This is a genomic window from Paenibacillus sp. J22P15 (genome assembly GCF_056269345.1).
This window is the reverse complement of record NZ_JBWDNT010000029.1, coordinates 17,885-39,359: the sequence shown is the minus strand read 5'-3', so window position 1 is coordinate 39,359 and position 21,475 is coordinate 17,885. Positions and strand designations below refer to the sequence as shown.

Here is a 21,475-nt window from a genome sequence, read left to right as displayed (position 1 = left end):
GCCCCGAAGCGTGGATTCGCTTTTAGATGAACTATCCTATTCATCGAAATTAACCTGCAAGTTATTAATAATCATCCCATAAATGTCCTCTTTCACGATATCCAGCATAGTTGTAATGACAAATATTCATTCCAAGCGGTTCTTTGCAAATATTAATTTTGAGTAAAAAATCAATTATTTCATCTGGTAGCTTTGGATGATAAAAAGGTAGTTCTGAATTTTTTATTTTCATAAGTTTTTGTAACAATGATTTATTTGGTCCTGCTTGTCCTTCAGGATTAGAGACAACAATCGTTTCCTTTGAATCAATATCATATCGTACATCATTTCTACAGAACATTTGGATTGAGTAATGATTTAGAAAAGTTTCATCTGCTTTTTCATATGAGATTATCAAATAACCAATTGGGGTAATATTTCTTCCTCCAGATTCATTCGTTAGAAAATGATTAATCTTTATAATTGTTGTTCTATCGCTCTGATTTGTTATATTCAATTCATACTGGTTTAAGATGAATGTTTCCATTTTTCTTCTCCTCTTTTTCGCGAACTTCGAAGAATCGCCTTGCCTAAGGTATTCGTGAAGTGATTACGCTATCCTGCCCGTTAGCTTAATGAAAAAGGAGCAGCTGCCGCGGTGTCTTTAATGAACTAACGTTTCCTGCTAGTTCAATCACTGTTCGTAATTGCCGACCAGTTAATACACTACAATACATAAGATAATTTAATGTGTTTCTCATATGTTTCTTTATCAATAGTATTATCAAAATACTGCCTGTCTTGATCAGATACATATCCAGCAAAGTCTTTTGATTTGTTCAGCATGGTGAAAGGCTTTAAAGTATTAATGACACGTTCAGCGATAGAAACTAGCTCCGCTTCGAATAGCTCATTTTTAACTGTAACATCATGATCAAACCGTGGTTTCCCTTGTCCATCATAGATTTTAAGATAAAGTTTCATGTAGCTGTTTAAGGGCTCAGGCAATTCTTCATGGATCATATATTTAAAATCCCCAATACCATGATACTTTTGCCATTCTTGTCTTTTAGGTTCTAGCTGTTTTCGTTCCAGGTAGGAATTCAATGCATCTTTCGTATTTACGTAAATGATGATGTCACTATAGTACGGATCAACATATAGAACATAGGCATATACTTGATTATTACTTGTTGTCTTGGAAAATTGCTCAAGCTTTACCTCACAATAATTCAGTATTAATTGGTACAATAAATTACTGTCTACAACTGTACAAGACATATCATTGTCCTCAGTATACTCAAATGTACCATCCATCTTATAGACGATGTAACCGCCTGAATTAACAGCAATATTTTGAAATTCATCAAAAAAACTCTTCATACAAATCCCCCATCATTAAATAACTACAAAGCAAATATGTAGCTCTTTTATTCGATTAAAGTTGAAAATATCCTTTATTATTCGCAGAAATGGTAAAGAATAACTACTCCGCTAAACTGTCCGTTAGTTAAGAATACGGCAGCCAGATTCATGGCAGCCGTATCATCGTGTTTATTCAGCTATCGTTTCCCGTTAGGTTAATAAATTAATTTATCGTTTTATTCACTTGTGATGAGTTCCACCTTATCATGCGTAACATTATATGATGCTATAAAGTATTTGGAAGACAGAAGAATTGCAATTTCTTTCTGATAGTCTATCCCTGGTATTTGATAAACTTTTTTTGAACCGAACACCTTGTTGGATTCTGTTGTACCTAAAGGCTTTCCAATTGATACAACTTGTTGCCCAGTTATTTTATAATCTTGTTGATTCCACTTAACATGACTTGGAAGCAATCCGATTCTTTCTTTTTTTACTTGAACAGATGTTGCTAGTTGAGAATTACCACAAGCAGACAAAATAAACAGGAAAATTAGAATAACAAACTTAAACTTCATCATTTACTCCTCCCAGTTACTTGTATCATTTAATCCGCTATGGCGTTCTCCTAATTTATTTCTATGACAGGGGATTATTTAATAGAATTTATTTGTCCAATTAGAGTTAAATTATGTATATTGATGGCCAACTCAACTATCCTGCCCGTTAGCTTAATAAAATGAACAGGCCACCGCAGCGCCTACTCATCATGTGTGTTATTCAACTATCGTTCCCCGTTAGCGTAACATAGGACTAGCGTTTTTTTCTATATGGAAGTAGAATGCTTTCTACCCATTCATAAAATTTATTTTCTGCTTCTTCGTAGTCATACACCTTTAAAATCACAGCACCAAACAATTCATGTCTTGGCTGAGTCTTTGCAAACAAACCCGTATCATGACTATCATCGTAGTAAACAACCCATTTGCCATCTTCAAAAAAAACAACAGCTTCTATATCATTGCCATCCTTGTAATACCCCAAGTGCCAATGGCTTATTTCCATTTATTCTTTAACTCCTTCATTGCAGAATAATTCACCACTAAGTATAGGTTCTAAACATTATGGTTTATTCAACTATCCTGCCCGTTAGTTCAATGAAAAAAGCAGGATACCGTAGTACCTGCTCATCAATGTATATCATCGTGTCCCGTTACCTCAAAAGATCTTGATAATTTGGGGGGAAATCATTCTTATCTGGTCCTCTAACATGTTCAAAATTTTTAAGCTCAACTCCAGCTGGCGAGATTCGATATATAAAAACATCTTCACCGACAGGGATATGAGGTCCAACTGTTGGACGTACATCAAGAGTAATCAAAAAATCAAAACCACGGAAGCCATTAACCCTTTTTATATCCTTCACATCAACAAAATAAGGATAAATATCGGGTGAACCTGGTACAGAAAATACATCCGAATACGCCTCAGCAAGTTTCTCTCTCATATGAGGAAGCAAAAGCAATACGAGCATATCTTGAAGTTGCAATTCTCTTGAGTCCTTAAGTGGCTTCTCATCAACTGCATTACAAAATTGCGTTCCAACCAATGAGAATAGGATTACAAAGCATATTATTACCCTCAAGAACCTCGATCCTTCCTTTACCTTAATCCACCAAACATAGATTAATCTGTCCAGAAAAGAGAGGTTTATTCATTAACCTAAACTGCCCGTTAGCGTAATGAAGGGCTACCACATGGCAGCCCTTTCGGTGTTCAACTATCGTTCCCCGTTAGCGTAATGACGGTTCAATAATTTTCGAGTTCCTGCTTTATATCATTCAGCAGCACGTGAACCTCAAGAACTGCAGAATCATCTCTGTTCCAAAAGATGGACGGCTTATGCTGTGCTTCCTCTATACCAGGTAACCAGTCATTAATAAACTCGTCCAATGAGATACTCTGTACGTTATAATTAGACCACTCTTCAAAGGCACAATACTCCGCAAACTCTTTCTTTGGCCAGAATGGAATAAGCAATCTCCCGTTAATGTCTGAAGTCATTGCCCAACTGTCATCATACAACCCCCAAACTTCTTCAGAGTCAGCAATCTTCTTAATAAAGTACTCATATCGAATATTCGCTGGAAGATTGATGATGGCTTCGAATTCTTTCTGATTCAAAATATCTTCTCCTTAAGAATTGAACTAAAGTTACCCGTTAGCTCAATCATTTATTTCATTTTCCTAGTTTTCTGTTAATTCAAGAACGTTACTCAATCTTTAAACCATCTGGAAGAATAATTTCACCATCATCATCACTAACATTGAAAAATCCAACGTCATGCTTAATTGCTAACTTGCGAACATGTTCATACGCCTCTTCAGCTACTGACCATGCAAAGGCGATATAAATAGCATTCGATGCAACGCAATAATCGGCTAATCTCTTCTCTAGCTCCTCGTTCTCGTTTATTTCCTCATCAGATGGTGCAAATGTACCGTTCATTGTCGGAAATGTTTTAATACTTTCTTGAAACCAATTTTGTAGTGATGTAGTTGTGTGTGATATCTCGTTATAGTCGACATCTACGCTCCAGGTTGTTAAGTTTTCATACCAAGCCATAAAATCTTTCTTTGTTTTTGGAGCTTTCGTTTTTTCAAATACCATTAAATCGTAGCTCATTAATCTTATACCCCCAATGGTAATTCGGTAATTTAGGTGTTGGCGTAAATTTTAGCAGCTGTTGCTATTGAAGATAACTGCCCGTTAGTTCAATGAAAAAAGTAGGATACCGTAGTACCTGCTCATCAATGTGTATCATTCAACTATCGTGTCCCGTTAGTTCAATTAATCCTTGCTAATAGCTCATCAATTTATTCTTCAAAGTCCTCGTCTTCTTCATCCTTTGTTGGCTGGTATTTCATTCGTTCAAGATCATCTTTTAGCTCCAGCAAGTGGTGAAAAATGTATTATCGTCCCTATAATTTTTAATATAGTAATTTGTAAATTATATACCCTATAACCAATAATAAAATTATTATTCCAGTTCCTTTCCACCTCAAACCGCCAAATAAACCAGCTAAATTTCCAAATTCAGCACGATTTACTCCATCACTAAACGCACCAAAAGGGTTGTTTTTTAATTCTTCTTGTCTTAAACGTTCTCTTAGTTCTTCAGGTGTTTCTTTTCGAGAATCCATTTAACCACCTCCTGAATAAACCTGCCCGTTAGTTTAGTGACTCAATCCAAGGATGCTCGGTATATACGAGCTTAAGCGATGTTTGCAGCCAAGTTTTTTGTTCATCATTCAGGTAATTAACAATATTCTTAAAGTCCATTTCGTCTTTTGGTTCTGGGTTCTTTGATTTGAATAGCAATGTAATTTCAGGACTTAAGTATGGGATTCCGTTAGCTGTAATTAATATCGTTCTTTGCATCTCTCGTTGTATTCGAGAATCCCTGCGATATATCCACCAATCATTGTCGGATTCATTTAAGAGGATCTCGATCTTCTCAGTAACTTTTTCTGCGTAGGTTTCATGGATAGGCAGTTCTAATATTTCATTTTCAGACCACGTTATTATTTTCCCACCTTGGACCTTCTTATAATCCCAACCAGTCAGATATTCTCGTATAGCTAATTGATGGTCTCTTAAAATAGCTATTTCAATGTCAGAGTGATCTCGTGTTACTTTGCCTAGATAGAGATCGATCGACCATCCTCCAGCAATAGCCCAAGGCATACGAAATTCATTCATTATTTTGTTTACTTCAACACACTTTTCGATTAGAGCTCACCTCACAGTCTCATTTCCAGTTTATTTCTTCACCATTGTTCCAGTATCCTGCCCGTTAGCGTAATGAAAAATGGAGCAGCTGCCGACTGCAACTGCTCCATTTTGTATTTAACTAACGTTACCCGTTAGTTTAATTCCGCGAGCCCCTACCGCGCTTTGTATTTGATTTCAAGAACGATAAATTCAATCACTCCTTAAAATCGAACGTCTGTCTTTCTGATTCACCAAGTTTGCGTTTCAATTCCTCGATTTCGGCGATTAGGATGGCTTCTTCTGCTATGCGTTTGGCTCGATTTTCCTGAACGATCTGCAGCGCGGTCTTTTGATTTGGAAATGGAATCACATTATCATCGGTCATGCAAAAATCCCCCTGTCGTATCCTAGTTTCGAAAAGGAGCCAAGTTTCAGCAACGGATCGCGAGGAGCTGTTTTATTGAACTATCGCTCCCCGTTAGTTGAATCATCTTTGAGTTTTTCGACGGTATCCCTCTTCTAGGAATTGTTTCAAACCTTTCGTTCTTTTTTGGATAAATGTATTCCAAAAAAACCTTCCTTTTTCAGCCAATTCTTCGTGTGAATAACTTCCTTCTTCGAACTTTCCCCAACAACCATCTTGAGTAAGTTTGTCCCATCCTAAGTAATCTGCGTAAAGACGGTTTTCTGAAGGTATGTCTGAACCCATTGATTTTGTTTTAACCAATTCAGGACAAAGCCACATAGCTGTACAAACGGACAATAAACCACCATGCATTTCGTTCAAGCCTTGTAAGCCTGCCATTTCTAATGATTCTTCCCATGCATTTTGGTTGTTATGATATGCGGAAATTAAGATTATCTCAGGGTACTTGTAATTAATATGCTTGACAAATGCCCCCTCCCAATATGAGCCTCCATGTCCAGTGCACACCAAAAACTTCCTAAAACCTTGTCTTATTAGGTTGCAAATAATTTCCTCCAACATGGCTGTCAAAATATTAGGACTTACCGTAACTGTCCCCTTGAAATTGGCGTGTTCTTCAGAGGTATTAAACGGGATTGTAGGTAAAACGTAAGCATTCAATTCTCTCCCATAAGCATCAGCGTATAACTCTGCCATAAGCGTATCTAAATGCATTGGCAAATACGGTCCAAACTGTTCGGTTGCCCCTACCGATAGAACAACAGTGTCAATCCCGCTAATTGAAATTTCCGTTGTCGTGTTCTTAAAACTAAGCATACTAACACTCCCTAAAAAGCACGATTACATAATATGTATTAAATTATACCATTTTAAAGCTGTTGAAAATGCCTATAACTAAACTATACCTACAAATGAATATTGAACTCTTCTGCCCGTTAGTTCAATCTTGTCTGTCAATTTTCCTGCCGTACAAGACAACAAAATTATAATACTTATATATACAGTCTACATCCGAAAAACCAATCTCTTTCAACCATCTTATCTGACTTTCTAAAATTGCCATTTTATCAAGTTTAGTTCGTTCATACGCAGAAGCAATTTCTTCTCTTAATAATTCACTGGACTCTACTTTTCTTTTCCAATCGTTTTTATATAATGAATCGAGAAACTTTGTGTTACCAAGAATTTGGTCGGCATTTATGAACACCCCACCTTCCCGCAAACTCTGAAAAGTGTTTTTGTATAGCACCTTTTTTTCTTCATCTAGAAGATGATGTATAGAAAGGGCAGACACAATAACATCGAACTTATTTTCATAAACATAATTTGTATAATCAGCGACAATGTATTTTACATTATTCATACCATCGAATCTCGATTTAGCTACTTCTATCATCTTTTCAGAAATATCAATCAAAGTGAGGTTTGCTTTCGGATATTTTTTTAGCATCAAAGATGACAATAATCCCGTACCAGCACCTAAATCTAAAATACTTGGGGTCTCGTTTCCTGTCTCAGCAATTGATACCGCTGTACCATAAAAATCATCAAAACAGGGTATAAGATTCCTACGTTGCTTGTCATACGCATTCGCAACTTGATTAAACTTTAGAACTACATCATTATTATTATTTTTACTGTTGTCCACTGCGCACACCTCCAATTAATTCCATTACAATTCAAATCATATAACAATTCAGTTCATTAAAATAATATATAATATCTATACTTCTAATAGTATTTGCCTATAATCATTTGGTATCGCATGACTAAGCTATCCTGCCCGTTAGTTGAACAAAAGGCTGCCAAGCGGCAGCCTTTTCAGTATTAAACTATTGTATCCCGTTAGTGGAACCCCTGTAGGTAATTAATCAAATCGATAAGAAACCTTGCCTTCGTCCAAGTAATAGGTTTCTCCTTCGTCGCCTTGTACTATTGCATTTAACTTACTAGCCAGATCTATCATTTTTTCAATAACATGATCTTGGGCTCGTGGTATGTATAATTTTCCCATGTCGTACCAAAAAATAGCTGCATCTTCACCTTCAAAAGTCCAGATATAAAGCGGCCCGTCTTCGTGTTCTATGGTTACTCCCTCTAATTCGGTTACTGGGCCATGAGCGACTCTGAAACTGCTATCGTTTTTTACGATTTCTTCGTATTCTTCATAATTTATTGGTGTCTCTTCGCTATAGATCCATCGTTCAGCACGGGTAATATGAATATCATATGACATATAATTATCCTCCCCATTAATTTTTTTGTTTTTTACTTATTTCGGTAGGAACTTTTAAATCCCTTTTTTGAGTTTCTTCATTAGCGTAATCTGCCCGTTAGTTCAATAGAAAAGAGGAGCTATCACATAGGAAGCTCCTCCGCTATCGTCTCCCGTTAGTTGAACGAGAAAGCAAACTTATTTTAACACCTTCACTTTGTACTTAGCTTCTAATCCAATAGAATTGGCTATTTCGATTAAAGTATCTGCAGGCACTTTATTCTCAATTCTTTTATCAACCCATACCCAGTACTGCCAACCGTTTCTTTCAAAGACAAGAGCGTTTATACGTTCGTTAAACATAGTGCCATATACAGCATTTGTTCCATCCTCTAACTCATATGTTCGGATGACCTTATTTTTTCGTATAATCTCTTTTTGATTTTGTGCTGCTGGTCGAATATCAATTACGTAGTGATTCGGGGCCGAGTTATCACTAACATATTCGATTCGTAATTTATCATTAATATTATAATTAGTATCGATATTGCACTTTCCAAAAACATGTGTGAATGCTACTGGAGGTAACATGACTGGCAGTTCGATGTCTCGATTGAAGTGTTTTTCAAATTCCAGTACGGCATCGTCCACAGATTTGTAACCAGATTCAAAGTAGATTTTTTCAAAAGGTACACGTTCATTATTCGGAGATTGATCAGCGTAAGTGGTGGAAGATGCATTGACAAACAGACAGTAAATAATTAAAACATACAGTTTCATTTTCATTATCGCACCTGCTCTTTTTTCAGGTATTCTTCCCTAGATGATTATGATTAATGACTGTCTGTACTATTCAACTAATCTGCCCGTTAGTTGAACAAAAGGCTGCCAAGCGGCAGCCTTTTCAGTATTAAACTATTGTTCCCCGTTAGTTCAATGGAATTTCTTACATAAAACTGCTTATAAAGTAGAAACATAACCATGAGGTGACGAGAATGTCAAAAGTACGCCATGGTTATGTTTTAAGGATATCGATATCAATATTATTGACTTTCTTAGTTTCATTCACAACTTCTTATGCACAAGGGTTTCCAGATTCTCATTCAAATGACACCGAAGATGTAAATAAAAGTATAGAAGATCTAGAAAAACGTTTACAACAGCTTGAGCCACCTAAACCGATTACAATTGTGACATTACCCTGGGAAATAGAAACCGAAAAACACTATCCTTCCGATACCATTCCTATTTCTGAGGTAATGGATAAAGGAACAAAAATTCACTTCAACGTTATAAAGAATGACCCTAACTATAAAAGACCCGTATATGAAGAACATTGGCATAGCACAGATTGGGGAGGCAGATGGAGTTATGTTCCTACGCGAATACATTACGCACTCCATCGGCTTTTTGTCACTTATGACATTGGAATATCTTGCGAGTTAAATTTCAAACAAAACGTTGGCATTGATTTCCCCATGTTTCAAAATAAAACTGATCTTGATTTGTATATCGTTGTTTTCCAAACGAATGTCACCGATGTATATACAAAAGGAAACCAATTAATTGTCGTGGGTACTCCCGAAAGAAATGGAGTGCAAGTCTTGACCGTTAAAACAGGTGATTTACATCCTTCGGATTTAAAGAAATTGTTGCTTATTCAATTAGCAACTCCCCTTGGACATGAACTTGATCACTCACTCATTGTTTACGAACCACCAGATTTTTGGTTAAAACAAATACAGAAAGCAAAAGAACGAAAACGATAAAGGCGCTTAATTAGCGTCTTTTTTCATGGCTTTAATTGTAACTAGTTCTGCCATTTAGCGTAATGCCTTTATGGTTCTTTTGTAGTTATATTAATGGATGAATTAGATTGCGTATAACTATCGCTTCCCAACGCCTGAACATGAATGTGGTCATGAAGTCTCAGATTGCCGAACTTCCATGTTACAGACCATCCATCATTTCCATCTTTGTCATAACCAATGAGTTCTCTTTCACTCCAGGTCTCCGTTCCTGTCGGGATTAACCAAAATAGAACGGTTTCTGTATTTTTGGCCTCGGCATGGATTGTCATCTTACTAACACCTTTTGGAACAACCCACCACCCTGATTCTTTGGGTAAATCCGTATACACACGTAAAAGCTGTGCGCGTTTATCCTCATGGTTTTGAGTTTGTCCAATAAGAAAGCTTATTGCTAGTATGACATGACTTAGTTTCACTTAAAATTCACCTCACTGGTTAATCTACCCAGTATATGCAAATGTATTAAGAAAACCTGTCAAGTTTAACAGGCAGCCGATAAATTCGGCAGCCTGTTGTCATTGAGCTATCGTTCCCCGTTAGCGTAACGAACACTGCAATGGCGTTCGAAATTTCTACTTTTCAATAACATTTTCAAATTTTGCACCAAAACCATTTTTCCCTATATGGGGTTCAATTGCCCAGTTTTTACCTTGTAATAAAACATCGTTATTTTCTGGATATATGTAGATCCTTTTATCCTGATTCGCATTATTTTCAATGGAATGTCCAATGTTACCATACGGATCAAGAAGTTCATACCCTTTGGAATTGATTATTTCACTGCAATAATTGAATATTTCTCCGATGGTGTTTGCATTTTTTGAAAAATCAAATGTTTTTTCAAAAATCTCTTTTGCATCGTTTATCAAACCCGAATAAAATAAATCATCCCCCACTAAAATAGTCTCGGAATAATCCCCCCAATAACCATAAACAAGTGGACTATAATCAACAAGGACTATATCGTTCTCTCTTAAGTAGATATCGTCAGAAGGCAAATGGTCACCCCTAGTACAATAAATACTGTTAGTACCAAAGTTGACCAACATCGGATACCACAAATCTTCGGCTCCTAATTCCTTCATGATATTTTCACAAATAACCGCAAATTCCTTCTCACTAATACCTGGTTTTAAATACTCTTTCGAACGCTGGCATGATTGGACTGCAATATCTTGTGCTTTCCTAGATAGTTCAACTTGTTTACTAAATATCATTTGCTGCCTCCATAAATTTTGCTGATGATCTTATCGATTTGATTTGTCATATTCCTTAGTACATAACGCACAATTTCTAAATGTAGTGCTATCGTGTCCCGTAAGCGTAACAATCATGCCGCAAGCAATCTTATTGTGAGGTGTTTTATGATAGATGTTCATAGAGTTCATTTAAAGTTGTTATCATTCGCTCAACAGGCCTTTCAAGAAGTTCATTCCGCCTGTTTAACCAGATACCTCTCATATTGAGCTTTTCACAAGGAGCGATATCTGACGAAAAATCATCACCTATATATGTAATCTCGTGCAGGTGTTTACCAGTAATTTCAGACGCTATTTCAAAAATCCTTGTATTTGGCTTAGAGAATCCAACGTCCCCTGAGGCAATCAAAACTTCGAAGTGATCCGAAATTCCCATTCGTTCAAGCTTCTGTCTTTGTTGATTTAGATCGCCATTCGTAATAATACCTAGCCGATTATCTTTTAAGTTCTGAAGACAAGGGATAACATCCTCATAGGGCCTCCAATTGTTTTCGAAGCTCTTTAAATAATATTGAAAATGCTCCGCAGCTTCACTATCCTGAAGCTCGCCCAAAAGTTCTTTCATCCTTTCAATTTGTTGTTGCTCAAAGGACAGCTCGCCTTGTAAAAACCGTGAATAATGTTTTTTTCCGATACTGCACCATTCTTGATAAAAATCATTTTGATTATCAGTAAAATTGAATAAAGAGCTGTATTGGTTGTGAAACGCATGAACGGCTAAGAACTCTGCACCCTTAAAATCTAGAAGTGTCCCATCTAAATCAAAGAAAATCATTCTTATTCCTCCACTAGAGATTGAAGTGTTTTCTATTAATACTTCTTTAAAGTGATTGCGCTATCCTGCCAGTTAGTTGAACAAAAGGCTGCCAAGCGGCAGCCTTTTCAGTATTAAACTATAGTTCTCCGTTAGCTTAATAAACTGTACAAGTACATAAACAACGCTTTAACCATCAAGATAATTATTACAGCAATCCACCCAAAAAAGAAAAGCCCCATACAAACGCTAAAAAATTGTTTACCGAAACTATGATTTGTATTAGAAACCCTAAGAGTGATTAACAAACTTATGAATAATAAAAAAAATAAGGTCCAAAGAAAGCTATTTAATATAATAATTGTTCCGCCATATACAATCGAGCCTGAAATTAAATAAAGCACAAGTTCTTTCTTGTTCAATTTTTTCTCTCCACTTCTTTTACCTACTATTCTATATTTAATATGTAAATAGAACCTTGAATCAACAAGTAAATTCATCCATTAAACTGCCCGTTAGTTGAACAAAAGGCTGCCAAGCGGCAGCCTTTTCAGTATTAAACTATCGTGTCCCGTTAGTTTAATGTTTCGGTCTGACATCATTCGCGTGGTTGCCTAGAAACAACGCTCAAACCAACAGCTTTATACCCTTCTGTCTGATCCACCCGAAAGGTAATCTCTACTGTTTCAGAACTTTCCAAAGCGGAAAACTCTTCCCAATTTAGGGAAGTTTCAACCTGCAATATGTTATCCCTAAGACTTAAAATCCTTACTTTATCATCATCAGTTATATCTGTGTCAAAAAATATTTGAACGGTGCTAATTCTATTTGAAACTATTACATCTTCCTGATTGTAAACATTAAGTTGGTCTTCCAGAGGATACAATAGCCTAAAGCTTTTGGAAACTTGCCTTATTCCTGTTTGTGGCCTTGAACTTAACCGCATAGTCCACCTCGTTTCAATTATAGAGATTATACTATCATGTCTTCAATTATCCTGCCCTTTAGTTCAATAGAAAAGAGGGCTACCACTCGGTAGCCCTTTCGTTGTTCAAAATCGTTCCCTGTTAAATTAACACTCACCGCCGTACTTTCTTGCCAACAGTGAGCCCTAGCCCCAACCAACGTCCTTCATCATGCAGAATAAAATCCTTTTCGCCATCGTAATATTGGAAATTATCGAGCATCCATTGGTAACCCTCACTGAAGTAATAGCTTTCCGTAATACAAAAACCTTGACCTCGAAGTAAATTACGATTCCAGTCCAACGTCCGAAGCCATTTTTTATAAGATTGAAAGATATCGAAATTTTCCAAACCAGGCGGCACTGGATTCAATGTACACAAAGGCTCCGCAAAACCAAAAAAACCGTTAATACGAGTAACGCGTGTGATTTCTTTCAGAGCTTGTTTCCTATCCTCAATCATAAAAAAGGAACCGATACTAAAGACTGCATCAAATGATTCGTCAGGAAATGGCATAAGTTCAGCGTTCGCCTTCACTGCCAGAACGTTATTTTCTACGCCTAGAACTGATGCGTATTCTTGGATAACATTCAAATTTTCCCACAGTTCTAAAGTAATAACAGCTACTCCCCAATGTTTAGCTAACGTTGCCGCAACTTGACCAGTGCCAGCGCCTATTTCCAACACACGCATACCTGGCTTCAATTCTAAAGCAGTAATCAGTGGCAGTGCCATTTCGTATGATCCCGCGCCTAATGGAGTTGGGTTTTGGATATTTAGAAAAGGATTATTCAAGACATTTTTCTCCCTTATGGGGAGTCGCAGTTAAAGGGCTAATTATGCGCTGTGTTCCCCGTTTTTTGGCCCATTATAGTTATTACTTTTCATGTAAATCGCCTCCATTTCCTATATATTCCAATCCTATCATAAGATAATCAACGACACCAACGTTTTGACTATCCTGCCCATTAGCTTAACAAAGAAAGGAGCAGCTGCCGCAGCAAACTACTCCATGTTTGTTCAACTATCGTTTCCCGTTAGCTTAACAAACAGCTACCGAAGCAACCTCTTTAATAAACTCAAGTTCGCTCGTTTATCGGACGCGTGTTTGAAACCATCTGGATTCCAGACAATATTATTTTTGCGATGCAGAATCCTATCACTGATCCCATTGAATTTAAAATTAAGTCAGTAACACTAGCTATTCTACCTGTTGGTAATAAATATTGCATGACCTCAATGAATAATGAAAGCATCATGCCAAAAAATATTGGATTTACGTTTCTCGCATTTGTATGAAATGTCACAAAAGAAATCAGAACTAAATACATGACTACATTGATTAAATACTCCAGATCCCCTGCCAGCAGAGGAATTAGTTGTATTTTAATGCTGAATTGAAAAGTTAAATAACTGTTCGAAGGTAAGAGTGATACAGACAGTATGCCTAACATAACTAATGAAATAACCAGTTCACTCATTGTCGTTCTGATGGCATTTAATTGATCTCCACTCTTTTGTCTTCTGTAATAAATAATAGCAAACACAATAAAAATAGTGATCAATGTAGTCAAAACAAAAGGGAAATACTTGCCGAAAATTCCCCAGTATATGCTAAAGTTACCCATTGAAAGTATATCCCCCAATCATATCGCCTTGACATTAAGTATTCGTCGATATAATTAAACTATCCTGGCCGTTAGCTTAATAAAATGACAGGCCACCGCAGCTCCTGCTCATCAATACGTTATTCAACTATCGTTTCCCGTTAGTTTAACAAAGGCTACGGCATTTACCGCCCCACTAATCCAACTACCCTAATAACCATGTTTTATTTACGAGCGTCTTTTCCTACAACCTGGTTTGATACAGCATCGATGTAAATCCCTATTGCCCCAATTAAATCGTCTTGATTTGTCTTAAAGGTAACCTTATAAATGTTATTTGATGTCTTTATAGAGTTCTTCTTAATTGGCACTTGTTCAAAACTCGATTTATCTATGGGGGCTTCCTTCCAGTCGCCGATAACAGTTTCTTTCGCGTTGTCACTTACTTGTTCCCAAGCAATTTTTCTTAATACACTATCATCACTAGGTATTCGATCTTCAAAGGGAATAGAGGAACTGATCGGTATCGAAACTGGTTCCTCTGTCTCAACTGATTTCGATACCTGTATATTATTTTCCTTATCCTTTTGAAAATTACCACAGCCTGATAGGAATAAAATCAACAGTGCGGTACCAATAAAAACTGGTCTCATTAAGTTCATATGTAAACCTCCTTTGCATTTACAGACGATCAATGAGAAGTTATGTTGCACTATCCTCCCGTTAGCTTAACAAATAAAGGGAGCAGTTGCCGCAGCAAACTCCTCCTTGTTTGTTCAACTATAGTACCCGTTGGTTCAATGAATTTATCAATATTGGGCATAATTTGTTACTCGGTCTCTGCGATTTTTTGTATTTCCCCCGAACGTCTATCAATGTAGAGCCATGTAATTTCCTTAACAGCATCTACTGGAGATAAGTATACAACCCAAAAATCCCTTTCCCTGCTTATCCCTCCAACGTTCCATTTAAACGATTGACTAGCGATATATCTTTCAGCGATTTGCCTTGATTCCACTTTTGATACTGTGAAGAAATCATAAAGTAATACGGTCGTGATGATAATGGCTGTCACAAGCAAAATACTGCCACTAATTTTCTTCATAACTGCGGCTGGCTACTGCCACGCTCTACTGCCCGTTAGTTGAACAAAAGGCTGCTAAGCGGCAGCCATGTCAGTTGAACTATCGTTCCCCGTTAGCACAATGAGACTAGCTTATTTTTTCTCGAATTTCATACAATAAAGGGTTCACCTTCATTAGTAACGCTGCCCGTATTTTTTGTCTATTTACCTCTATTCAAACTCTGTTAATTAAGGAATAAGAATTTTCCAGTAATCCCACGCTTTTAAGTAATCATCCAAATCATGTGGATGGTGTTTTAAACATATCCCTATTCGACAATAAAGCTGAATGATCACTTCTTCAATTAGCTTTGATCTTTCCATAGGTTCGTGTTTAAGCAAAGTGAATGCTGGAATTAATGTTTCAAGGTTCAAATCGTCAGGAGAGGAGCAAAAAGCATATATGAAATCATATAACAGAGGACCGACAATCGGGGAAGGATCGATAACTCCTGTTAAGGTGTTCTGGTCAAAAACGAAATTATGAACACCACAATCGCCGTGAAGCAAAAATCTTTCATGTTCTTCACCTTTCGATATGTTTCCAACAAATGATTTCACTTTATAATAATCCTCGGATGGTAAATGGATACCCACATTAATTCGAGCGTATTCTACACCCTGATCAATAAAATCACGCCAAGTATGGCACGGATCTTCTGTCCAGAAGCCCCACTTGTCTGCTTGTTGATAAATTTCATAATGATTCAAGAGTTCTTCGACCAAAAGCGTTAACCAGTTTATTTTGGAACCTCGATTATAATGGGTTGTACCAGTAATGTAAGAATACAAAATGAACGTTTTATCAAGTTTGGTATAGAGCAGCTTAGGTAATAGAGTGCTATGTATATAATATTGATGTAATTGTTCCACCAAGGAAATATTTTGTGGGCTATCCAGCTTCAACACGTATTTCGGTTCGTCATTGACAGTAAGAGTATATACGAGTCCATCTGTGGTTCCATCCATCTTATTAGTAAGTTTAGAGGTAGAATCAATTACACTTATTTCACGAAGTTCTTTAATGATGTCGTTAACATCTAGTTTTAGTGTCATTACTGCCTCCTGAGCTTTCACCATATATTTCAATTGTAATTCTCAGGTGATTTAAATACTAGGTACAGTTTGGATATATTTTAACTATCCTGCCCGTTAGCTCAATAAAATAAGCAGGCCACCGCAGCGCCTGCTCAACTATGTGTTATTCATCTATCGTTTCCCGTTAGCTTAACGTCTTCATATTGTTCCAATCTTCAAGTAATACCCCGTATGTTTTTACATCGCTAAAAGCTCCATTCTTAAGTAGTGTATCTTTCCTAAGTGTCCCTTCTAGAACCATTCCAAGCTTTTTCATAACATGTCCAGATGCAGCATTGTCTGCATGGTACCATGCTACTATTTTGTGCATGCCTAGTTCTTCAAATGCAAATCTCATGACTTCATAAGCGGTTTCCGTTACAATACCGATATTCCACCATTTTGAACCGATATAATAGCCCAATTCACAACGACATGACTTATTTGATATATCAAGCAAATGAACTGAACCTATCACTTCATCTTCAAACTCAATCGCCTAACGGTAAAACTCGGGATTTTCGTATCCTGATATCCATTTGGTAAGCATTTCAGCCGTTTCTTCCAGCGATTCATGAGTTTCCCACGACAAATTATTTAGTCATTTGAGCATCACTTGTCATGTTGTGGTATACCGCATGTTTGTCGTTCTTTGCAAACTTACGTAAAACCAGCCGTTTCGTTTTTATCGGAACTGTTCCTTTATGTATCAGCACAATTTATCTCCTCAATATGTAGAATTTGAAACTAGCAGCTCGCAATATTTACAATTTATTTCTATATGTTACTGTCTCTATCCTACCCGTTAGCTGAATAGCCAAAAACAGAAAAGCTGACTGTTCACGCAGTCAGCTCTTTATTTTATTCAACTCTTATTTCTCGATAACACAAACAAATATTACTTCATTCAGCTATTACAAGATCCTTCTCTTCACACCATTCAATAACTAATTCCTTTATCTCTTTTTCTTTGAATTCATACCATTGTTTTTCGACATCATGTTCTCTGATCCTGTCTTTAAATCTTCTAAATGCCCCTCTTCCTTGAATTGCTCCAAACAATTCTTCTCGAACCTCTACTTCGCTTAATGTCCTGATAAATTCTTCTACAATTTCATACTCATGGTACTCGTTTCTTAATGTGAAATCGAGGTAAACCTCGTCTTCATCCTCTATAATTTTTATTGCTTGTTCAATGTTCTCTCTTTGCCATTCTGGATATTTTTCAAGTGGCTCTTCATCTTCAGCCGCTCTCATCTCGTCTCTCGATAATGTTATAACTTCTCCTGTCTGAGTGTTTATAAAGGTAAATGTCTCATCCATTTGAATTTCGATTTCATTAATTAGATCATCTAATTTTACCACTGCTTTTTTCTTCATTTCATACCTGTCCTTTCATTGAAATCCCTTCTACAATACAGTTTATTTAAAATACCTGAATAAATCAAAGAGGAGCCACTTTAGTAAATTTAACTCATCCTCAACAATTGTTACCCGTTAGTTCAATAACATATGGTTTAGCATTTTGAGTATATTTCATTAAATAAGGGATACAAGTTTTTCCCCACGTTTTAAATACTTAGTTAGATGTTCTTTTAGGAGTATATCTTCATTATTCTTTATTAAATTTATTGTTTGAGCAGTAAAATTCCAATTTAAACAACCTGATAACCATAGCAATGAAGGGAGTCTGCTAAAATCACTTTGATTAAGAATTTCTTTTGCCTCATAACCGCGTAAGACAGCCTTTCCAAGAGCAGGAAACATTTCATGGGAGCCTATTCCATGAGGTCGTGAATACCATTTTATTAGCCATGCTAAGCCTTCTACTCTATCCGTATAAGTGATTGACTCAAAATCAACGATTCCAATGATTTCACCGTTACTATCCCACAGTATATTTAGATTGTTTAGGTCACTTTGAACTATGAACTCCAATGATTCAGATTTGGCTTTTTCTATATGATATTCTACAAGAGATATGTAGTTTTGTAACAATTCGTCTGTTCTTGCCGTAAACTTGATTGAGCCTAATTCTCTACGAATCATTTCAAGAAATTGTTCTGAACCATAAACATGGGATTCTTTCGTAAAGACCTCACTTTCAAATTTTACTGATATGTCGTGAATCTTTCGTGCCAGTTTACTAAATTTTTCTGATACGGACTCAGTACAATGAGTAATATGTTCACCTTCAATCCACTCAAATAATACGAATCTCCATTCCTTTTCCCCATCATTAACCAAAGTAAATGGTTCATTATAAACAGTTGACCGATGCTTCATAAAAGGAATTCCAGATTCACGCAGATAATTGCAATATTTAATTTGTTCTGTAAGAACTTTATCCGTTAATTTAACAAATACGCTACTTTCATATCGCTCATGGCTAATAAATCTTGCTGAGAACGACTTTTCTTTTAAATGAATTTTAAAATGTAAATCCCCATGCCAAGTATTCGATTGAAGCTCTTTTTCGACAACCAAATCTTCAGGATTATATCCATATTGCTTTACTGCCACTTGAAGTAACTTAATGTTATCCATAACTGAAACACCTTCCTCAGCTTTTACTAACTTAGTTTTACATTACCATAAGTTGTTGGTTCTGCTAAGGTGTTACTCGACTAAACTGCCCGTTAGCTTAATAAAATGAGAAGACCATCGCAGAGCCTGCTCATTCATGTGTATTATTCAACAATCGTTCCTCGTTAGCGTAACGAGCTATCTCTCAGTCTCAGTTATAAATTGCTTTCAAATACTCCAACCTCATCCTGAAACATCATTTCTAAATGTTGTTTTATTCCATGGACATCCTTTAAATTTATGGGGAACTCCACAATTAGATGGTTTGCAATTTGAAGCTCCTTCGAAGTATCGGAATCAAGAAATATTTCAACTGAACTGCTCTTTAAAATCAATTTTTCAACCACTCCATAGGTTGAACACATATCTTCCTTGTATGTAATGTGTACTTTATCTAATCCAAGAGTTTTGTCCTGCTCATCACTTTTCATTGACTTTTGCAAAAGTAAATACTCATTAGTATCATATTCATCATCAGCAAAACCAACCAGAACGACATCAATCTCCTCATCAGAATTTGAATACAGAAAATTGGCTTGTAATTTTTGCATCCGTTTTTCAACACCCTTTAACAATTCTACTCTATTGCGCCTGTATATCATGTTAACACATATTGGTATTGAGCATAACAGCCAGTTAGCGTAACGAAGGGCCGCCCGTTGGCAGCCCTCATGGTATTGAACTATCGTTACCCGTTAGTTTAACCACCTGTTATGTGTTCATCAGTTCCATCAATGTTCGATTATATACTTCTCCCAGTGTTTGATTTCGTCATCATCAGGTTCGACCAGTAGTTCATCTGTTGAAGATGCTTTTTCAGCATTATTAACATAGTTAGGATGTTCCCAAGTTGATTCACATTCACTACAACATAGAATTAGCTTGTTTGATTCAGCCTCTTTTAAAATTTCAACCCAGCCCTGGTCACAAATCACACACCATTTTACTTTGTTTTTGTAGTTATTAATACTAATCATCCTATCTATCATAGAAGTCATTCTTTTAAGCATCCTGCCCGTTAGCTTAATAAGGTGAGCAGGCCACCGTAGCGCCTGCTCATCCATGTGTGTTATTCAACTATCGAGTCCCGTTTGCTGTCTAGGGTTTCTTTTTCAAGCCTCCCAATCAACTCTTTCAGGGCTCTAATGCGTTCGAAATTTTCTTCTTCAAAATCATCCAACATTTTCCTTGAATCATCCCGTTTCCCTTTTATAGGCTCAACGAACTGCTCATACATGTTTTTCTTAGCCAAGTAATCCATGTGTTCAGCACTGGCGTATAAAAAATCAATACGTAAATCAAAGTGAGTAAGTGCCTCTTTATAAGTCTTACGGTTTTGTTCCAACGTAATAAGCTCATCCTTCAGTTCACCAAGCCACACTCTAAGACTAAGTTCTCTGTCCGCATTCGACACTTAATATTACCTCCAAATCGTTGAATACACTGAATCATCTTTTGTACAGGTTGCTGCGTTGTCATTTAATTCTATCTATTGGAACTATCCTGCCCGTTAGCTGAATAAAGGGTTTGTTACCATCCCTATGTATTTCTTCAGGTCATCCTTCGCATGTTGATTATGATGCCAAACACTAAGGTTCCAACTCATATAACGAATTCCAAGGTAACGAGACGCTATTGAGAATAATTCTTCAAACCGCGCCTGTGGAATATCGATGCTGAGAGCGCCTAAAAAGCTTTGATAATCTTTTATTTGTCTCAAGTTGCTACACCGCAGAGGAATGTCAAAGAATAGTGATCCGTACTGTGCTTCCTCCCAGTCAATAAAATACACATCCACATTGTTATATACTAATACGTTTCCTGGATTGAGATCATTATGTATCAAGGTATGTGTACTTACATCATCGATAACAACACCGATTTCTTCAACTATGCTATTTGCTACATCCTCAATTTTTGATATTATGTGTGATCCAAATTCCTCAATGAATGCTATATTTTCTTTTGCAGCTTCCCACGAAGGTTTCCATCGTCCATTTATCATTTCTATAATATGAGTTCGATCAACGCTAGGTATCCATGATAATTCTTCTTTAAAACCCATATTGCTTCGATGGATATAGGCTAGTGCTTGTAATTCCTTTTTTTGAAGCATCTCAATATCCAGACTACTATATTCCGTTTGATAGTCCACATCTTGAATACAAATCAAGCTACGGCCTTCGGTGAGCGAATTTTTTGACAAACTAAATGGGACATTTGCTTTTTGGCAATATAATCTGGAGAGTGTGGATCGTTCAATTAACGTTGCCTTCTTTGTAACGAGAGAAATGTCTGTTTCTTCTTCGTTTACCTTTAGTTTTACATTGTGCCGCAACAATTCAACTGCCTGAAATCCCATACCTATGGGTTTACTTTCGATACTTAAGATTTGGGCATCAGGGAAAATAAAACGATCAATTGTATCTTTTAATAATTCATGTACTTCGATGTTTTCCTTGCTCATTCGACGGTCTCCATTATCCATAACCTCACAATAAAATGTTTAATCGTAACATAACAGACAACCTG

Annotated in this window: 32 protein-coding genes; 1 reads left to right on the top strand and 31 read right to left on the bottom strand. The window is 36.6% G+C overall.

Going from position 1 to position 21,475, the window contains the following annotated elements; translation table 11 throughout:
• Positions 1-64: 64 nt before the first annotated feature.
• The 14 genes from AC0YN6_RS28780 to AC0YN6_RS28715 form a co-directional block, all read right to left on the bottom strand.
• A complete protein-coding gene (locus AC0YN6_RS28780) occupies positions 65-526 on the bottom strand; it encodes a hypothetical protein (RefSeq protein ID WP_475751468.1) in 462 nt (153 codons plus the stop codon).
• 179 nt (positions 527-705) lie between these two features.
• Positions 706-1,362 (bottom strand): hypothetical protein, encoded by a 657-nt coding sequence (locus AC0YN6_RS28775; protein ID WP_475751466.1) that lies wholly within the window; start codon positions 1,360-1,362, stop codon positions 706-708.
• A gap of 218 nt (positions 1,363-1,580) precedes the next feature.
• Entirely contained in the window at positions 1,581-1,925 is a 345-nt protein-coding gene (locus tag AC0YN6_RS28770) for a hypothetical protein (RefSeq protein ID WP_475751464.1), read from the bottom strand.
• Positions 1,926-2,157: 232 nt separating this feature from the next.
• Positions 2,158-2,409: a DUF3986 family protein gene (locus AC0YN6_RS28765; RefSeq protein ID WP_475751463.1), complete on the bottom strand. Its 252-nt coding sequence runs from the start codon at positions 2,407-2,409 to the stop codon at positions 2,158-2,160.
• Positions 2,410-2,557: 148 nt separating this feature from the next.
• Entirely contained in the window at positions 2,558-2,989 is a 432-nt protein-coding gene (locus AC0YN6_RS28760) for a DUF3888 domain-containing protein (RefSeq protein ID WP_475751461.1), read from the bottom strand.
• Between the two features lie 164 nt (positions 2,990-3,153).
• Complete coding sequence (locus AC0YN6_RS28755; protein ID WP_475751458.1) at positions 3,154-3,528, bottom strand: DUF2750 domain-containing protein; 375 nt, start codon at positions 3,526-3,528, stop codon at positions 3,154-3,156.
• Between the two features lie 88 nt (positions 3,529-3,616).
• Positions 3,617-4,030, bottom strand: a complete 414-nt coding sequence (locus AC0YN6_RS28750; protein WP_475751457.1) for a hypothetical protein — start codon at positions 4,028-4,030, stop codon at positions 3,617-3,619.
• Between the two features lie 305 nt (positions 4,031-4,335).
• Positions 4,336-4,548, bottom strand: a complete 213-nt coding sequence (locus AC0YN6_RS28745) for a DUF6366 family protein (RefSeq protein ID WP_475751455.1) — start codon at positions 4,546-4,548, stop codon at positions 4,336-4,338.
• Between the two features lie 28 nt (positions 4,549-4,576).
• Positions 4,577-5,110, bottom strand: a complete 534-nt coding sequence (locus AC0YN6_RS28740; RefSeq protein ID WP_475751491.1) for a nucleotidyltransferase domain-containing protein — start codon at positions 5,108-5,110, stop codon at positions 4,577-4,579.
• 223 nt (positions 5,111-5,333) lie between these two features.
• Complete coding sequence (locus tag AC0YN6_RS28735) at positions 5,334-5,504, bottom strand: hypothetical protein (RefSeq protein ID WP_475751453.1); 171 nt, start codon at positions 5,502-5,504, stop codon at positions 5,334-5,336.
• Positions 5,505-5,606: 102 nt separating this feature from the next.
• On the bottom strand, positions 5,607-6,362 hold the full coding sequence (locus AC0YN6_RS28730; protein WP_475751451.1) for a creatininase family protein: 756 nt from the start codon (positions 6,360-6,362) through the stop codon (positions 5,607-5,609).
• Between the two features lie 124 nt (positions 6,363-6,486).
• Positions 6,487-7,194, bottom strand: coding sequence for a class I SAM-dependent methyltransferase (locus tag AC0YN6_RS28725; RefSeq protein ID WP_475751449.1), 708 nt, complete (start codon positions 7,192-7,194; stop codon positions 6,487-6,489).
• Between the two features lie 219 nt (positions 7,195-7,413).
• The gene (locus tag AC0YN6_RS28720; protein ID WP_475751447.1) at positions 7,414-7,782 is read right to left on the bottom strand and encodes a hypothetical protein; all 369 of its coding nucleotides are present in this window, start codon (positions 7,780-7,782) and stop codon (positions 7,414-7,416) included.
• Between the two features lie 177 nt (positions 7,783-7,959).
• On the bottom strand, positions 7,960-8,547 hold the full coding sequence (locus AC0YN6_RS28715; protein ID WP_475751445.1) for a hypothetical protein: 588 nt from the start codon (positions 8,545-8,547) through the stop codon (positions 7,960-7,962).
• Between the two features lie 209 nt (positions 8,548-8,756).
• Here AC0YN6_RS28715 and AC0YN6_RS28710 point away from each other — a divergent pair, with 209 nt between their 5' ends.
• Complete coding sequence (locus tag AC0YN6_RS28710; protein ID WP_475751444.1) at positions 8,757-9,530, top strand: hypothetical protein; 774 nt, start codon at positions 8,757-8,759, stop codon at positions 9,528-9,530.
• Positions 9,531-9,598: 68 nt separating this feature from the next.
• Here AC0YN6_RS28710 and AC0YN6_RS28705 read toward each other — a convergent pair whose 3' ends face one another.
• From AC0YN6_RS28705 to AC0YN6_RS28625, 17 genes are all read right to left on the bottom strand, one after another.
• Positions 9,599-9,988 carry a hypothetical protein gene (locus AC0YN6_RS28705; protein WP_475751442.1) on the bottom strand — a complete coding sequence of 130 codons (390 nt, stop codon included), beginning with the start codon at positions 9,986-9,988 and terminating at the stop codon, positions 9,599-9,601.
• Positions 9,989-10,144: 156 nt separating this feature from the next.
• Positions 10,145-10,789, bottom strand: a complete 645-nt coding sequence (locus AC0YN6_RS28700) for a M24 family metallopeptidase (RefSeq protein WP_475751440.1) — start codon at positions 10,787-10,789, stop codon at positions 10,145-10,147.
• A 145-nt stretch (positions 10,790-10,934) separates the two neighbouring features.
• A complete protein-coding gene (locus tag AC0YN6_RS28695; protein ID WP_475751438.1) occupies positions 10,935-11,606 on the bottom strand; it encodes an HAD family hydrolase in 672 nt (223 codons plus the stop codon).
• A gap of 577 nt (positions 11,607-12,183) precedes the next feature.
• Positions 12,184-12,531 (bottom strand): hypothetical protein, encoded by a 348-nt coding sequence (locus AC0YN6_RS28690; protein WP_475751436.1) that lies wholly within the window; start codon positions 12,529-12,531, stop codon positions 12,184-12,186.
• A gap of 133 nt (positions 12,532-12,664) precedes the next feature.
• Entirely contained in the window at positions 12,665-13,345 is a 681-nt protein-coding gene (locus AC0YN6_RS28685) for a class I SAM-dependent methyltransferase (RefSeq protein WP_475751434.1), read from the bottom strand.
• A 284-nt stretch (positions 13,346-13,629) separates the two neighbouring features.
• Entirely contained in the window at positions 13,630-14,178 is a 549-nt protein-coding gene (locus AC0YN6_RS28680) for a VanZ family protein (protein ID WP_475751432.1), read from the bottom strand.
• A 203-nt stretch (positions 14,179-14,381) separates the two neighbouring features.
• A complete protein-coding gene (locus tag AC0YN6_RS28675; RefSeq protein ID WP_475751430.1) occupies positions 14,382-14,819 on the bottom strand; it encodes a hypothetical protein in 438 nt (145 codons plus the stop codon).
• A 167-nt stretch (positions 14,820-14,986) separates the two neighbouring features.
• Positions 14,987-15,262 (bottom strand): hypothetical protein, encoded by a 276-nt coding sequence (locus AC0YN6_RS28670; protein ID WP_475751428.1) that lies wholly within the window; start codon positions 15,260-15,262, stop codon positions 14,987-14,989.
• Positions 15,263-15,469: 207 nt separating this feature from the next.
• Positions 15,470-16,336 (bottom strand): phosphotransferase, encoded by an 867-nt coding sequence (locus AC0YN6_RS28665; protein ID WP_475751427.1) that lies wholly within the window; start codon positions 16,334-16,336, stop codon positions 15,470-15,472.
• Positions 16,337-16,502: 166 nt separating this feature from the next.
• Positions 16,503-16,853, bottom strand: a complete 351-nt coding sequence (locus tag AC0YN6_RS28660; protein ID WP_475751489.1) for a GNAT family N-acetyltransferase — start codon at positions 16,851-16,853, stop codon at positions 16,503-16,505.
• Between the two features lie 97 nt (positions 16,854-16,950).
• On the bottom strand, positions 16,951-17,073 hold the full coding sequence (locus AC0YN6_RS28655) for a hypothetical protein (RefSeq protein WP_475751425.1): 123 nt from the start codon (positions 17,071-17,073) through the stop codon (positions 16,951-16,953).
• Positions 17,074-17,260: 187 nt separating this feature from the next.
• Positions 17,261-17,737, bottom strand: a complete 477-nt coding sequence (locus AC0YN6_RS28650) for a UPF0158 family protein (protein WP_475751423.1) — start codon at positions 17,735-17,737, stop codon at positions 17,261-17,263.
• A gap of 159 nt (positions 17,738-17,896) precedes the next feature.
• Positions 17,897-18,904: a phosphotransferase gene (locus AC0YN6_RS28645; protein WP_475751422.1), complete on the bottom strand. Its 1,008-nt coding sequence runs from the start codon at positions 18,902-18,904 to the stop codon at positions 17,897-17,899.
• 194 nt (positions 18,905-19,098) lie between these two features.
• Complete coding sequence (locus AC0YN6_RS28640; RefSeq protein ID WP_475751420.1) at positions 19,099-19,494, bottom strand: Imm10 family immunity protein; 396 nt, start codon at positions 19,492-19,494, stop codon at positions 19,099-19,101.
• A gap of 180 nt (positions 19,495-19,674) precedes the next feature.
• A complete protein-coding gene (locus AC0YN6_RS28635; RefSeq protein WP_475751418.1) occupies positions 19,675-19,941 on the bottom strand; it encodes a hypothetical protein in 267 nt (88 codons plus the stop codon).
• 71 nt (positions 19,942-20,012) lie between these two features.
• Positions 20,013-20,357, bottom strand: a complete 345-nt coding sequence (locus tag AC0YN6_RS28630; protein WP_475751416.1) for a hypothetical protein — start codon at positions 20,355-20,357, stop codon at positions 20,013-20,015.
• 96 nt (positions 20,358-20,453) lie between these two features.
• The gene (locus AC0YN6_RS28625; RefSeq protein WP_475751414.1) at positions 20,454-21,410 is read right to left on the bottom strand and encodes a phosphotransferase family protein; all 957 of its coding nucleotides are present in this window, start codon (positions 21,408-21,410) and stop codon (positions 20,454-20,456) included.
• Between the last annotated feature and the right edge of the window lie 65 nt (positions 21,411-21,475).